This is a genomic window from Mesorhizobium japonicum MAFF 303099 (assembly GCF_000009625.1).
GTDB classification, from domain to species: domain Bacteria; phylum Pseudomonadota; class Alphaproteobacteria; order Rhizobiales; family Rhizobiaceae; genus Mesorhizobium; species Mesorhizobium japonicum.
Genome location: NC_002678.2, coordinates 4,901,778 through 4,916,104, shown reverse-complemented (window position 1 = coordinate 4,916,104; position 14,327 = coordinate 4,901,778). Strand labels below are relative to the sequence as shown.

The window sequence follows — 14,327 nt, the reverse complement described above, 5'->3', positions numbered from 1 at the left end:
CGTCACAAGGTTGGCCGGATCCTCTCCGCATGACCTCAAACTTGGGCCTCTGGAAGCACGCGGTGACTCGTTCGCCTAGATCGCCACCACGTGACGTATAGGGCTACCAACCAGATCACAGGGAGAAGGGTCAATAGCGACGCCACTGCGGCGACCGTCGGGTCGATCTGGTTCCGTATATTTTCCCACATCTTCAGCGGCAGGGTGTACATTGAGAATCCGCCGACAAATGAGGTGACGACGACCTCGTCAAAGGAGTGAATAAAGGCGAACACCGCGCCGCCGATGATGCCCGGCCGTATCAAGGGCAAGGTCACCCTCATGAAGGTTTGCAGCGGCCCAGCCCGCATGCTCATTGCTGCCTGCTCTAGCGTACGGTCAAAATTTGCCAGTGTCGCTGACACTATCACGACGACATAGCCTATGGCGCCGATGCTGTGTGCCAGGACGATACCTGTCTTCGAGCCTATCAGTCCGAGATTGGCCAGCCCGAAGTAGGTCGCTACGCCCACAACGATAACCGGAATGGTAATCGGCGTCAGGATCGCCATTGTCAGAGAGCTGCGCAGTTGCGGGCGGGCGCGGCTGATGCCGTAGGCCGCGAGCGTGCCGACGACGGTCGAGAGGACGGCGACTGCAACGCCGATCTGAATGCTGGTCCAGGCAGCTCCATACCAGGAGGGATCGTCGAAGAAGGAACGGTACCACCGCAGCGAAAGGCCCGAGGGTGGAAATTCCAGAACCGACCCGGCGCTGAACGACATGATGATCACGACGGCTTCGGGAAACAGCAGGTAGAACATGACCACAACGACGAACACCGGTCCAACGATTTTCGACCATTGGCTGTCGCCCCGGGCTTGATAGAGCTGGACCGTCCATCGCTTCGCACGTGACGAAACGGGAAGTTCGCGGAGATAGCTTTTGATTGTGCCGAATGAGGGCCGCCGGCTTGGCCGAGACTTCCGCACTGCTTGTACCGCGCGCCCCTGGGTACCCGAAAGATCGAGCCCAAGCAAGGAGAGCACGGCCACGGCGATCGCCAGGAGAATGAAGGACGAGGCTGCAATGGGTGCCATATCAAAGCCGGTCGAGACCTGCGACGCGATGAAGGTTGACAGCATGGCATCTCGCAAGCCGCCGACGGCGGCCGGCGTAATGTAAAAGCCGAGGCAGATCACAAAGACCAACAGGGAGCCACTGCGCACGCCCGGCAAGCTGAGCGGAAAGAACACGCGCCAGAACGCAGTGAACGGCCCCGCGCCCATGCTGCGCGCTGCGGCCATCAGGGACCTGTCAATACCCATCATGACGCTGACCAGAGGCAGGATCATCATAGGCAGCATAATGTGCACCATGGCGATATAGACGGCCATACGGTTGTAGATGAGCGGCAGCGGGCTCGAGATCAGACCGAGTTCGAGCAAAAGATTGTTGATCAGGCCGCCATCGCCAAGAATTATGATCCAGGCATACGTGCGCGCCAATCCGCTGGTGAGATAGGGGATAACGACGAGCACGATGAGCGTCATGCGCAAACGCTTGGAGGCAGTCACGATCAGATAGGCCGCGGGATAGCCGATGATGAGGCAAATCGCTGTGGCCACCAAGCTGATCTCGATCGTCTGGTAGAGCACGCGGACATTCGCCGACCGACCGAAAAATGCACGATAGTTGACCATCGAAAGGTCCGGCGCATTGAGGCTAGTCAGGAAGAGCTGAACGATCGGTACACCGAAAACGACGAGCAGGATGGCGAGTGCCGGCACGGTGAGTGCAATGGGCATTCGGCCGAATTTCTGAAGCATTTGCATTCGCCCATCTCCCGGGGATTCACGCCGCTACGAAGCGAACGTCGGACCGCAGCCAATCAAGCCGCACTGTGTCGCCGGGTTGGAAGATCTGCTGCCCCGAGGCGGCATGTTCGCGCGCGACGAGCACTTTGCTTCCGACGCGCACATGGTATTTCCGCAACGGTCCGGCATAGATCATATCGTCGACAGTGCCGGTAACGGACTGGCACTGGCTCGCATCGGCCCTCTTCGGCGCCGCCGGCGCGGAGGCGCGGATACGCTCTGGCCTGATCATGGGCACGGTGCCGGACGGCTGCGCCACATCGGATTCCACATCACAATCGAGATTTTCGAGAATGTTGGCCTCACCGAGAAAATTCGCTACAAAGCGGGATGCTGGCCGATCGTAAAGGGCTTCCGGCGAATCGGTCTGTTCAATCCGCCCGGCACGCATGACAACGATGCGATCTGACAGTGTAAGCGCCTCCTCCTGGTCGTGCGTCACGCATATGGTGGTGATGTTGAACTCTTTGTGAAGGTTCTTCATTTCGATCTGCATCTGCTCGCGAAGGTTGCGGTCGAGGGCGCCGAGAGGCTCGTCGAGCAGGAGGAACGGCGGATCAGCGATGAGCGCACGGGCAAGCGCCACGCGCTGCTGTTGGCCGCCGCTCAGTTGCGACGGCATACGACGGCCGAAGTCCTTGAGATGCACACGCTCGAGGATGCGATCGACCCGCTTTGCTCTGTCGGCCGTCTTGACGCCCCGCATTTCGAGCGGGAATTCCAGATTCCGACGTACCGTGAGGTGCGGAAACAGCGCATAGCTTTGGAACACAATGCCTTGGTCGCGCCGATAGGATGGGACTGCGGCCACAGAATTTCCGGCGATCAAAATGTCGCCCTTACTGGCCGCTACGAACCCGGCAAGCAGCATGAGCGCCGTGGTCTTGCCTGAACCGCTCGGACCGAGAATGGTTAAGAACTCGCCGCGACGAACTGTCAGTGACAGGTCCTGTACGGCGGCGACCTGCCCGTACATCTTGGTAACGTTTCGAAATTCAATCTGAGCGGGAATTGAGTTCTGCTCCAATGCGTGATCCTCGATAGATGGGACGGACTCAGCGACATCGCGATGGCGGCTGCCAAGATCGAGATCGACGGATCGTCCGAAATGGAATCCTGAAAAACAAGGACGTCCGATATGGTCGGCTCCTTCAGAATATCATAGGTCGGCAAAGCGGCAAATTAGAGATTACCCCCTCGCCGACCAACTCACAGATCTGGATCTATCGCAGAACCCACTCGTTCCAGCGCTGCGCGAGCCTTTGCGTATTCGACAGGCCATCCGAGCCGACCTCGGCGTACCACCGACCGTTTATGGGGATGCTTTTCGCTACGTAGTCCGGATGTGTAGGCAGCTTGCGGGCTACATCCTTTGGTATAAACTTAAAGGCGTTACGGTTGCTGGGACCTTCGGGGTAGAGTTTGCAGAAGACCGCCTGGCGTTCACCCCGGGTGGCGAATTCAATGAACTTTTGAGCGTTTTGCGTATTGGGCCCCCCTTTCGGGATTACCCAATAGTCCCACGTTAGCTTGGCCTGACTGCGGTTAATTTCGATAGGCGAACCCTTATCAATCAACGAGATTGCCCGTCCGTCGTAAGAATTCATGATATCGCCAGTTCCACCACTCATCAATTGCTGAATCTCGGACCCATTCGTCCACCACTTCCGGATATGCGGCTTTATCTTGTCCAGGCTGGCGAAAATCCGGTCGATATCCATCGGATAAAGTCTATCGAGATCGACGCCCTCCGCCAGCAAAGCCTCTTCCCAGGGCCCTTCGGCTCCCAACTGACCCGAGACGAGGAAGCGAGTACCGGGAAACTTTGCGACGTCCCAGAACTCGGCCCAGTTGGCCGGTCGCTGCTTGTCAGCAGGGAACTTTTTCGTATTATAGATCATATTATAAGAATAGACAAGCGAGGCGACGCCGAATGGATCCCTGGCGAAATCATAGAATCCGTCAAGCTCTTCCTTCTTATAGATCGAGTAGTCGATCTTCTCGAGGTACCCTTTGTCAGTTGCGGGAAACACCGCGCCTGGATTAAGTGGACTTGCATCTATGGTGACATTGTTTGCTTTCATCATCAGCTCAAGCTTCGCGAAATCGAGGTCTTGGGTGATTGGAGTTACGTTGATACCAGTCTCGGCTGCGAACGGTTTCACATACGCCTCGATTTGTGCCTTTCCGACTTCGCCACCGTTGACCAAGACTCGCAGTTCCCCAGAGGATTGCGCCACAGCTCGGGTAGTGACAGAAGATAGCGCGCCTACAGCGATAGCGGACGACGTCGCCTGGATAAAACGTCTGCGGTTTAGACGATACTTCATTGCTTCCTCCCAGTTGATCCTTTGGTCACGAGAGCCCCGGATTCCGCGATACGACGAGATTTACTTCCCGACACGTGCCAAGAGGCGGAATCGGCCGGCATTACAGGAAAATTGTGAAGAAACGCCGACCGGACAGTTCTGTAACTTCGTCGAACATCCGTCGCCCGGCGCCTTCCGTCAAATGCTGATTGTATATCGGAGGCATCTAGAACCGATATATCCTTCACCGTCCCTGATACGTCCGGAGCCGCCGTTCGTCAGCCGCGTGCACAGCCAAATCAGCGGCGATGTCATGCGGTATCGATGCGGACACTTGCCGACGTCATTTTGCGAACGGGTCCGCATGGCCTGCAACAAGTTTCGTGAAAACGATGCTCGTCAGCAATGCGTGAGAAGATTCTGCTGCCGAACTAGCCTAGCAACACCGCTGTCGCGCCGGTAGGTTCACTCGACCACTCGTCTGTATGGCTGGGTCAGTTTTGAGCGGAGAATGCCATGGGCCCTCCGGCCACTTCTCACGATCATAGCCACCACTTGCCTACCCACCGAAACGGCGTCCTGTTCTGCCTGGTAACATCGACACTCAAATCAACCTTCAGCGTTTGAGAGGTCTCGCTATGATAGCCACCTCTTCATTAACGCTGACATGCGCTCCCGATTTGATAGTGCAGACTATTGATGTTGAAGGCGCGCAGATATCGATGGACTGGGCCGACACTGAATCCATCGGATGCAACTTCCCGATTATGTCTCCCTGCTGCACTTTTTGCAGCACCGAGCATCGAGGTTCGAAGATGCCGATGTCTGGTGATGTTACCTTGTCGGACAATAACGTTTCAAGTGTTTGACTAAGCTTCTGTTGGCGGTAGGTCGGAATGTCTACTGTTCCCTTGATCAGGCCAAGCGTGATCAAACCGTTGCGCAGTCTCATAGATTTTCAGATCCTCAAAAGCAACGGTGCCACCACCAAATTCCGTACAAATAAATACCTTGCCCTGGCGATGCACCCCAACTGTCGAACATACCAGCGGTCTCATTATGCTCCCAAAGCAATGTTACCGGCAATTTGAAGGACTCCCCCAGACGGAGTGTCTTGGCCATTAGATCGGCATCAGCAATAGGATGCGTAATAACCGCAGGCGCAGAATCCCACGTTGGTCCCATGCTATGCAGATCAAATATGGTATCGGCCTCTGGCACCAACATTCGACAAACCGCATCTGCAATACGTTCGCTTACCGAGCCATCGGCGCGCCCCGGAAACATCCGGTTTAGGTTTGAGCCGTCGACCGGTGTGTTTCGGCTCCATGCGCGCACGGCCGGCGGATTTAGCACCGGTACGACGAGAATTCTCCCGCAAGTTTGGACTTCGGGCAGCCACTCGATAAGCGATGCTGGAAAAAGCCCAATGGCGGACGGTCAGTTGGCGGCGTGGCACCAAAGGCCGCCTCTCGGCGCGCTTCGCCGCTGTCCGTGTCCGGGTTGCAGATGGCCCACCCCAGCGCATCCGCGACATGGGCGCTCAGCATCTGCCCGGCGAGGAGGTCTGGGTGATCGGCGAGCACCGCTCGACCGGCGAGCGCAAATACTACCTCTCCAACTTGCCCGCCGACACCCCGCTCAAGCAGATCGCAGGCGCCATCAAGGCGCGCTGGGTCTGCGAACAGGCGCATCAGCAGCTCAAGGAGGAACTTGGCCTCGACCACTTCGAGGGGCGCTCATGGACGGGCCTGCACCGGCACGCGCTGATGACGATGATCGCCTACGCCTTCCTGCAATCTCGCCGCCTCAAACAAGCGGGAGGGGGAAAAAAGAATCCTCGGCCCGCCGCCCCAACCGAGCCTACCCGCCGTCAGGCAAGCCATCATCACCGCGCTCGCGCAGCCGCCGCCAATCCGTTGTCCCCACTGCCGCAGAACCCTCTCCGCTAAAAATCTGCCAAAGTAGTGCTAGGCCGTAGACTCATAAGCGCGGAGCCACAGGCGCATTGAGGCGAGTTGGATCATGGCGAGGAAATTGGCAGCGAGCTTGTCGTAGCGGGTCGCCACGCGGCGGAAGTGCTTCAGCTTGGAGAAGAAGCGCTCAATAAGGTTGCGCTCACATCGCGCTATCCCAGCTCGGCAGTGCCATCTCCCGCCCATCGACGGTCCGGACCCGCGGACGCTCGACCGCGACCTTGCCGCCGTGAAGCCCGGTCCGGCCGCGCGTCGAGCCCCTCGCGCTCCTCAACCCGGCCGTGGCGCAGGCCGCAGGCTGCTTCGACGTCCGCCTCCATCATCGCGCCCAGCGCCTCCATTCCGGCCGCAAGGCAGAGCCTCTCGAAGCTCTCCTGAACGTCGGCGAACGCTTCTTCCAAAGCTCCGCTTGCCGCAGCCGTCGGCAATCCTTTTTATGGCGCTGCTCTCCTCAGTGGAATCGACACCCCAAGCCTACAGGCTCAATGCGAGCAACGCCGCCCCTTCAGAATTTCAACAATGGCCGGGACATCCCCCTACCAAAGTTGATAGTGTTGAGCCGCAAGGCCGGCATGGTACCATCCCATTGTTGGAAAAAGAGAAGTCGGCAGTGGCAGAAAGAGATGTTAGTCAGACGGGGCGATGAGACACAAGGAGCGGATGTAAAGGCTGTGGATTGCTCTCTGTGATCCTGCTCCAGAAGGATGTCATCCACGCAGGGACCACTGCAGGACAAGCCTATTCTTCAGCCTCGCCAACCACAGCGTTAAACCCTAGAGCGGTGCATTGTAAGACTCAAGCATTCGCAGCGAGAAGAGGAGTTCTCGATCGCATGGCTTCATAGCATGTGGTTGCAGGTCCTGACCTACTTCCGTTCGAACCGCGGTGCGACCGCCAACTACGGGAAGTGCTACCGAGCCTCCCTTCGCGTCGACACGTTCCTCACCGAGTCGGCGGTGAACTCACTCGTCGGCAACGGCATAGTTAAGAAGCAGCAGATGCGCTGGTCGCTCCACGACGCGCATATGCTCATGCAGATCCGGGCGACAAATCTGAACTGCGAACTTCGCAAGATTGCGGACACCGTTCCGGCAGCTAGAGTCAAACGTCCCTTCTCTATTCAAGCCCAAACCCGTCCCTTCTGCGCGCCGCCTGACCCCAGGCAAATTACCCGTATTTATCGGGAGCGCGTTGCGCAAGATGGCCCGCCGATGAGGCGGCGGCAGAAACGGCTGCAGCATATGCGGGAGAGTCGCAAGGCTACGTGCAACTTGGAGGATTTTTTGAATTGTCGAACGAGCCAGTTTCCTTCGAGACCCGTGACAACATCGCTATCATAGCGATAAACCGTCCGGATCGGCGAAATGCAATCGATGAGCGAACTAGCCCACAGCTGCGTATTGCAGTGGATCGGTTCGAGAGCGACGACCATCTTGCGGTTGGCATTCTTCGCGGTGAAGGACCTGTTTTCTGTTCAGGAATGGACCTTCAAGCGTTCGTCGATGGGGAAGCGGAAGAAATACTGTTTGGAGACGGGCATTTGGGCGGCTTGGTAAGCCGGGCACGAACGAAACCTGTTTTAGCCGCTGTTCAGGGTGCAGCGATCGCCGGCGGATTTGAACTCATGCTGGCCTGCGATCTCGTAGTGTCGACTGAAAACTGTAAGTTTGGCTTACCTGAAGCAAAGCGCGGTCTAGTGGCAGGCGCTGGTGGGGCGCTTCGGCTGGGTGAGATGTTACCGCCGGTACTTGCCAACGAGATACTCCTTACCGGCCTCCTTTTTGAGGCTCCCCGAGCATATCAGCTTGGTCTTGTCAATCGGCTGGTGCCGGAACATTTCCTATTAGAGGCCGCGATGAGTCTGGCTGATTCCATCGCTCAAAATGCACCCCTTTCAGTGCGGGCGAGCCTCGCACTGGTAAAAGCTCAGAGCGAAAAAGCCCGAAATTCGCTTTGGACACTGAATGACGAGTTGTTACGCGAGCTCATGCGATCAAATGACGCGTTAGAGGGTGCTACTGCGTACAAAGCCAAGCGCAGGCCGATCTGGCGTGGCGACTAACGACAGTCGCATGCCGAATTGCCAAGCATCTATCGTCTAGCCCGGTTTTCTCACCGCAACTGGCATTAGGCGGTGTTTTGGCCAGGCCAAGGGCTGGCATCGTGTCCCGATCCCGAAGACGAGCGCAATCGGCCCCGCGTGCGTACAGCCCTGGCGAACACTTCGCGGCCGTCGGTGATGGTCATGCGGGTCTGCTCCGGGTCGAGGTCGCTATGGAACGGCTTATTGCTTCCGCCGCCGGGATCTGGATCAGCCCGTAGCACGAGCCGTCCGAATCCACCGAAGCGCCGAGAATGCCTCGATCGGCTTCATCGCAAGGACCGATCACCGCGGCACCGGCGGCATCGGCAAACAGCACGGCGCTTGCGCGCTCGGCTGGATTGATACGGCGGCTGAGGATGTTGGCGGCGATGACCAGCGCTGGGTTGCCGTGCAGGCGAGTGGACCCGTCGTCGAACATCAGCGCATAGATGAAGCCGGCGCAGGCGCCGGTCAGGTCGACAGTGATGGAGTTGTCTAATCGCCGCTGGGACGTCAAGCATGTAATTGCGTCGAGACGACGCTGCCGGGTGCATGGTTGTCTTCGCGGTCGACATCAGTCGCCGCATGATGGAGCTCCGCGGACGAGCCTTCAATGTGGACGACGCACTTTGCTGAGACAGCGGTGCAACCCCATCAGCGGAATGGCTCGGCTAACGTCCCGGCAGGGACGTCTTAGGCGCTCAGATCCTGAACGCTATTCGCAAGATTTCATTGCTGTGGCGCCTGCATTTCGATCAAAGAACTCACCGGTTTTGAGCATCGAATGCATTATCACCGCCAGTTTGCGCGCCACAGCCACGGCAGCTCGTTTGAAGCCAACCCTCTCCCGGAGCTTGAGGCCCCACGTGCGCAGGCTGCTGTCGATCGAGCTGCGTGTCAGGATGACCGCCGCAGCCTCATAGAGAAGTCCCCGCAAATGTCGATCGCCGCGTCGGGATATATGGCCGTCATAATCGACTTCTCCCGATTGGTAGCGGCGCGTTGTCAGGCCGATCCAAGCGGCAACAGAGCGGGACTTCTTGAAGTTGCCCGGATCTTCAATGGCAGTGGCGAAAGAGGTTGCGGTAATGGCGCCGATGCCGGGGATCGACATGAGTATGCGGCATGCTTGGCTTTGACGTGCGTCTGCGACAAGCTGGCGCCCAAGCTCGGCGGCACGGATGCGAATGCCGCGCCAGGCTTCCAACATCGGTAGCACGACAGGAGCAAGCTCGCTCTGATCGATAAGAAGGCTCCGGACATTCTTTTCGAATGTAGTTCCCTTACCGGCGGGAACGAGCAAGCCGAACGTTTTCATGATCCCTCGGATCTGGTTGGAAAGCTCGACGGTGATACGGACCAGCCGGGTGCGAGCCGCCACGAGCGTGCGGGTCAACATACTGTCGAAGCCTTTCACGCGCACCTCGCGAAAGAACCCTGCTTCAGCAAGACGCGCCAAACCATCGGCGTCATTCGCATCCGTCTTGTTCGCCGCCATATCGAGAGCGGCTTTGGCATGGCGCGCATCGATGCAGATTGCCGGCAATCCCTTGGCGCGTAGCGCATGATAGAACCATACGGAGAGAGGCCCCGTTTCGAACACCACTCGCTTTACAGCTGGCGCCCGCTTGCGGACAAGCTCGGCAATGATGTTGGGATCAGATGCGCACTTCCCGCGCCAGATCCGTTCGCCTTCACGGCGGATCGAAACTGCCGTCTCTTTCATCGACACGTCGAGTCCGATATATTCTTCCATGGCTGTTCTCCATTCGATGTTTGGGCCTCGGCGTCAGGTCCTGAGCCCGTATTTCCATCCTATCGGGGAACAGCCACACTCCAAGACTACGATCGATTTCTAGGGCGACTCGCTCCCGCGATTACCCCATGTGGATGGCTCCCGCACCCGACGGCATAGCAATGTGCCAAATTGGTGATGTCGGAATCATCCAAAGAGGAGAGGGCATCCATGAAGGAAGTTAGCATTATCGCCGTTGACCTGGCAAAGCAGGCTTTTCAGGTTCATGGCGCCGCGGCTGAGGGGTCGGTTGTCTTTCGCAAGAAGCTGTCGCGTTCGCAGTTTCTGGCGTTCATGAGCCGGCAGCCGGCCTGCCTCGTGGCTATGGAAGCTTGCGCGACGTCACACTATTGGGGGCGCGAGATCATGAAGCTGGGGCACACCGTCCGGCTGATCCCGCCAATTTACGTGAAGCCCTTCGTGAAGCGGCACAAGAATGACGCGGCGGATGCTGAAGCCATTGCGGAAGCCGCATCGCGCCCGACCATGCGCTTTGTTGCCGTGAAGAGCGAGGAGCAGCAGGCCCGGGCGATGATCTTCCGCGCACGCGACCTGCTGGTGCGCCAACGCACGCAGTTGATCAATGCGCTACGCGGTCATCTGGCCGAATTCGGCATTGTGGTGGCGAAGGGTCCCGTCCATCTCGAGAAGCTGAATGATACGATCGATGAGTTGGAGACGGGACTGCCGCCGATGGTCCGCGAGATCGGGCGGACCTATCTCGATCAAATTGCCGTCTACACTGAAGAGATCGCCGATCTTGAGAAGAAACTCCATGCGGAAGCGGCAGGGGGTGAGGTGACGAAGCGGCTGCAGACTATGCCGGGGATCGGCCGGTCACGGCCTTGGCTATCGAAGCGTTTGCCCCGCCGATGGAAAGCTTTCGACGCGGTCGCGACTTCTCCGCCTGGCTCGGGCTTGTGCCTCTGCAGAAGTCAACCGGCGGCAAGCAGATCCATGGCAAGACCTCGAAGATGGGTCAGCGCGACATCCGCAGACTGCTGATCATCGGCGCCATGGCCGTGGTGCGATGGACCGCCCGCCGCGGCGCGCCGAAGGGATCGTGGCTGGCCGGCATGATCGGTCGCAAGCCTCGCCTGGTGGTCGCCATCGCGCTGGCTAACAAGATGGCACGAGCTGTATGGGGCATGCTCACGAAGAAGGAGAATTATTGGAATCCGGTGGCGGCAGCCTGATCGGGCCAATCGTCCATCGGTGTTGCGAGGAGGTCGCAAACGGTAAGGGCAAATGATCGATCAGATCGGGATCAGGAAAGCCAGTGTGATTCACGGAGCCACGAGCTCGCCCACAGTGATTTGGAACCTGATCCGCGCATCTCCATACCGGCCCGGGCCATGTCAACGAGCCGCAGTTGTGAGGCCTGACACATGACCGCACTCGATCGCAGGCTCTGCGCTGTTCAAAACCAACTTGCAAAACCGGGGGCATCCACACATAAATCACGCTCCAAACAACCGCGCCTGACTTCTTCAACAGATGGGGTGATTGGGGTCTCGCCCGAGCCAAATTGAGGGCGGCTGCTCCTATCGAGATGTGAGAACGTGGTCGATGTAGATCGCCACAAACATCAGGAGGAGCAGCCATGGAGTATTTTGCCGGACTTGACGTGTCTTTGGAAGAGACCGCCATCTGCGTCGTCGACGAGAGCGGCCGGATTGTGAAGGAAGGGCGGGCGGCGAGTGAGCCGAGGGCGCTTTATGAGGTCTTGCGGAAAATCGATCTGCCGCTGGACCGCATCGGGCTCGAAGCCTGCTCGCTGGCGGCCTGGCTTTATGACGGTATTCGCGCCGAAGGATTGCCGGCCATTTGCATCGAGACCCGACTGGCCAATGCGGCGATGAAGACGATGCCGAACAAGACGGACCGGAATGATGCCCGCGCCTTGGCGCAGATCATGCGCACCGGCTGGTATCGACAGGTGCATGTGAAGAGCCAGCAGTGTCGGCTCTGGCGGTCCCTCCTCGTCGCACGACGCACGGTCCTCAATGAAATGCGATCCATCGAGAACGTGATCAGAGCGATTCTGCGGGAGGCCGGCATCAAGCTCGGCACGCCAAGTCGTGCAGCCTTCGCCGATCGCGTGCGCGAACTGATTGGCGCAGATACGGTCGTCATGGCGCTTTCGAGCCGCTTCTGGCGATCGTGGCCACGATGCTCCGCGAGTTCGGGCGACTGACAAAGCAAGTCCTCAATATCGCCCGCAAGGAGCAAGTCTGCCGGCGACTCATGTCCGTGCCCGGTGTGGGACCCATCACCGCGCTCGCCTTTCGTGCGACGGTCGATCAGCCGGACCGCTTTCGCCGATCGAGGGATGTCGGAGCGCATCTGGGTCTGACCCCGGCACGCTATCAATCAGGCGAGACGGACATTCAGGGCAAGGTAAGCCGATGCGGTGACGAGCTCGCCCGCACCGCTCTCTATGAAGCGGCTCATTCGCTGCTTGTGCTCAGCAAGAAATGGTCGTGCCTCAGAGCGTTGGGGTATGAACGTCGCCAAGCGGCGCGGTATGGCCCAAGCCCGAGTTGCTGTTGCCCGCAAGCTCGCTGTCATTCTGCATCGCATGTGGAGCGACGGGACAGAATTCCGCTTCGGCAAGGCACCCGGCCCCGTATCGGCATGAAATAGGGACAACAGACCAGAGAAGGAGGAGTTGATTCCGCCCGAAAGGGCGTGATCCGGATCGTTCCCGCGGGGACGATGGGCAAGGCGATCTCGTCAGCAGGCACGATCCTGGGACGAACTCTCTCAAGGTCGTTCAACAGATTGAGACGCCTCGCCCTACTGACCCCATATGTGGACGGCACCCTTCTCGCAAGATTGTTGAGCAATGATTTGATCGGATCGCTTGCGCTCATATGTCCGGCCTTTGTGTACGGTCGCACATAACCGCTGGCCAAGATGGTTTCCGCGACGCGAGTTCCCAACATCATGGCGGTCTACAACGACCAATGGGGTCAACGGAGTGTCTCGCGTCTCGGATCGATCGATCACACCAACTGCTCATTCTCTTGCAAGTTCCGGCACCAGCTCAGCACGGTAACAGTAGAGATGTTCCCCGTGTCTGGCCGATCTCTATGCGGCGCGCGCCGAGGCTGGCGGCATAGGCTTCGCTCCGTAGATCTCGCCGCTTACCATTAGCTTCCAGGCGATGCGCGCGATCTTGTTCGCTAGCGCCACGGCAGCGAGTTTCGGCGGCTTGCGCTTGAGTAGGTCGACGAGCCAGGGGGAGACGGCGCCTCGGCCGCGTCGGACATGCCGGATGACAGCAGTAGCCCCGGCCACCAGCACGCTGCGCAAGGCTTCGTCGCCGGCGCGCGTGATCACACCGAGCCTGACCCTGCCGGCAGTTGAATGATCCTTCGGCGTTAGGCCAAGCCAGGCGGCAAAGTGTCGGGCCGATCGAAAGGTCTCAGGTGCCGGCGTCTTCATCACCAGTAGCGACGCACCGATCGGGCCGACACCGGGGATTTGCGCCAGGCGCTGGCTGCACGCCTCGGCCCGATGCCAAGCCATCAATTTGGCGTCGACGTCTTTCAGTTGTGTTTGCAGCTGCGCATATTCCTTGGCATGGAGCGCGAACAGCTCCCGCGCCAAATCCGGTAGCATCTTATCTGCCGCGATACGCTCGAGCAGCGGTTCGATCTTGCACATCCCCCTGGCAGCGATCAGCCCGTATTCTGCCGCATAGCCGCGGATCGCATTGGCGAGCTGCGTGCGATTGCGGATCAGCCGGTCGCGCAGGCCAACCAGCATCAATGCCGCCTGTTGTTTAGCGGTCTTGACCGGCACAAACCGCATCGTCGGCCGGCTCATCGCCTCGCACAGCGCTTCGGCATCGGCCGTATCGTTCTTGCCGCGCTTGACGTACGGTTTGACATATTGCGGAGGGATCAGCTTCACCTCGTGCCCGAACGACTGCAGCAGGCGCGCCCAGTGGTGCGAGCCCCCGCACGCTTCGATCGCTACCACCGTCGGCGACAGCTTCTCGAACAACGCTACCACCTCCTTGCGCCTCAGCTTCTTGCGCAGCACCGGCTCCTCAGCCGCGTTCACACCATGGAGTTGGAAGACGTGCTTTGACGTGTCGATGCCAATTCGAATAATTTGTTCCACGGACGGTCTCCTTTGCTTGAGATCTGCAACGACCTCATTCTGGCACATCGATGCCGTGCGGGGGCCGTCCACCCCAACATCATGCGGCGGCCTAACGTCGACCGCGAAGAGAAGCGAGTGACCCGCGGGGCGACATGGTCCGGAAAAAAATATCAGGAGGAGCTTGACCCCAAC

General features: G+C 58.9%; 8 protein-coding genes and 6 pseudogenes. 4 read left to right on the top strand and 10 right to left on the bottom strand.

The annotated features are described in order from the left end of the window. Positions 1-35 precede the first annotated feature (35 nt). The 5 genes from MAFF_RS24870 to MAFF_RS40815 all read right to left on the bottom strand — a co-directional run bounded on the left by MAFF_RS24870 (position 36) and on the right by MAFF_RS40815 (position 5,521). Entirely contained in the window at positions 36-1,814 is a 1,779-nt protein-coding gene (locus MAFF_RS24870; protein WP_010913748.1) for an ABC transporter permease subunit, read from the bottom strand. 19 nt (positions 1,815-1,833) lie between these two features. Next, positions 1,834-2,883 (bottom strand): ABC transporter ATP-binding protein, encoded by a 1,050-nt coding sequence (locus MAFF_RS24865; protein ID WP_010913747.1) that lies wholly within the window; start codon positions 2,881-2,883, stop codon positions 1,834-1,836. Positions 2,884-3,079: 196 nt separating this feature from the next. Next, on the bottom strand, positions 3,080-4,186 hold the full coding sequence (locus tag MAFF_RS24860) for an ABC transporter substrate-binding protein (RefSeq protein ID WP_010913746.1): 1,107 nt from the start codon (positions 4,184-4,186) through the stop codon (positions 3,080-3,082). A gap of 595 nt (positions 4,187-4,781) precedes the next feature. Then, positions 4,782-5,117 (bottom strand): succinylglutamate desuccinylase/aspartoacylase family protein, encoded by a 336-nt coding sequence (locus tag MAFF_RS40820; RefSeq protein WP_010913745.1) that lies wholly within the window; start codon positions 5,115-5,117, stop codon positions 4,782-4,784. 14 nt (positions 5,118-5,131) lie between these two features. Beyond that, a complete protein-coding gene (locus MAFF_RS40815) occupies positions 5,132-5,521 on the bottom strand; it encodes a succinylglutamate desuccinylase/aspartoacylase domain-containing protein (protein WP_244420601.1) in 390 nt (129 codons plus the stop codon). A 74-nt stretch (positions 5,522-5,595) separates the two neighbouring features. Between MAFF_RS40815 and MAFF_RS24850 the strand changes: the two are divergent. Further along, positions 5,596-6,117: pseudogene (locus MAFF_RS24850) on the top strand (transposase); the annotation flags it as partial. An 18-nt stretch (positions 6,118-6,135) separates the two neighbouring features. Here MAFF_RS24850 and MAFF_RS39285 read toward each other — a convergent pair. Together MAFF_RS39285 and MAFF_RS40810 are read right to left on the bottom strand one after the other, a co-directional pair. Further along, a pseudogene (locus MAFF_RS39285) lies at positions 6,136-6,285 on the bottom strand (IS5/IS1182 family transposase); the annotation flags it as partial. 4 nt (positions 6,286-6,289) lie between these two features. Further along, a pseudogene (locus MAFF_RS40810) lies at positions 6,290-6,569 on the bottom strand (IS256 family transposase); the annotation flags it as partial. 836 nt (positions 6,570-7,405) lie between these two features. On the opposite strand from MAFF_RS40810, the gene MAFF_RS38115 reads away from it, so the two are divergent. Continuing rightward, complete coding sequence (locus MAFF_RS38115; RefSeq protein ID WP_010913741.1) at positions 7,406-8,203, top strand: enoyl-CoA hydratase-related protein; 798 nt, start codon at positions 7,406-7,408, stop codon at positions 8,201-8,203. A gap of 143 nt (positions 8,204-8,346) precedes the next feature. Here the strand turns inward: MAFF_RS38115 and MAFF_RS39280 are convergent. Both MAFF_RS39280 and MAFF_RS24825 read right to left on the bottom strand, forming a co-directional pair. Continuing rightward, positions 8,347-8,705, bottom strand: a pseudogene (locus MAFF_RS39280) (3-oxoacyl-ACP synthase); the annotation flags it as partial. A gap of 234 nt (positions 8,706-8,939) precedes the next feature. Continuing rightward, a complete protein-coding gene (locus tag MAFF_RS24825) occupies positions 8,940-9,980 on the bottom strand; it encodes an IS110 family transposase (protein ID WP_010913671.1) in 1,041 nt (346 codons plus the stop codon). Positions 9,981-10,190: 210 nt separating this feature from the next. Here MAFF_RS24825 and MAFF_RS24820 point away from each other — a divergent pair. Together MAFF_RS24820 and MAFF_RS24815 are read left to right on the top strand one after the other, a co-directional pair. Then, positions 10,191-11,215, top strand: a pseudogene (locus tag MAFF_RS24820) (IS110 family transposase). A gap of 407 nt (positions 11,216-11,622) precedes the next feature. Continuing rightward, positions 11,623-12,660 (top strand): annotated as a pseudogene (locus MAFF_RS24815) (IS110 family transposase). Positions 12,661-13,112: 452 nt separating this feature from the next. On the opposite strand, the gene MAFF_RS24810 reads toward MAFF_RS24815, so the two are convergent. Then, a complete protein-coding gene (locus tag MAFF_RS24810) occupies positions 13,113-14,153 on the bottom strand; it encodes an IS110-like element ISMlo2 family transposase (protein ID WP_044551230.1) in 1,041 nt (346 codons plus the stop codon). Positions 14,154-14,327: the final 174 nt, after the last annotated feature.

Bases quoted from the DNA above. Each gene is read 5' to 3' on its own strand.
- MAFF_RS24870 (WP_010913748.1), bottom strand. From the start codon at position 1,814: ATGCAAATGCTTCAGAAATTCGGCCGAATGCCCATTGCACTCACCGTG.
- MAFF_RS24860 (WP_010913746.1), bottom strand. From the start codon at position 4,186: ATGAAGTATCGTCTAAACCGCAGACGTTTTATCCAGGCGACGTCGTCC.
- MAFF_RS40820 (WP_010913745.1), bottom strand. From the start codon at position 5,117: ATGAGACTGCGCAACGGTTTGATCACGCTTGGCCTGATCAAGGGAACA.
- MAFF_RS24825 (WP_010913671.1), bottom strand. From the start codon at position 9,980: ATGGAAGAATATATCGGACTCGACGTGTCGATGAAAGAGACGGCAGTT.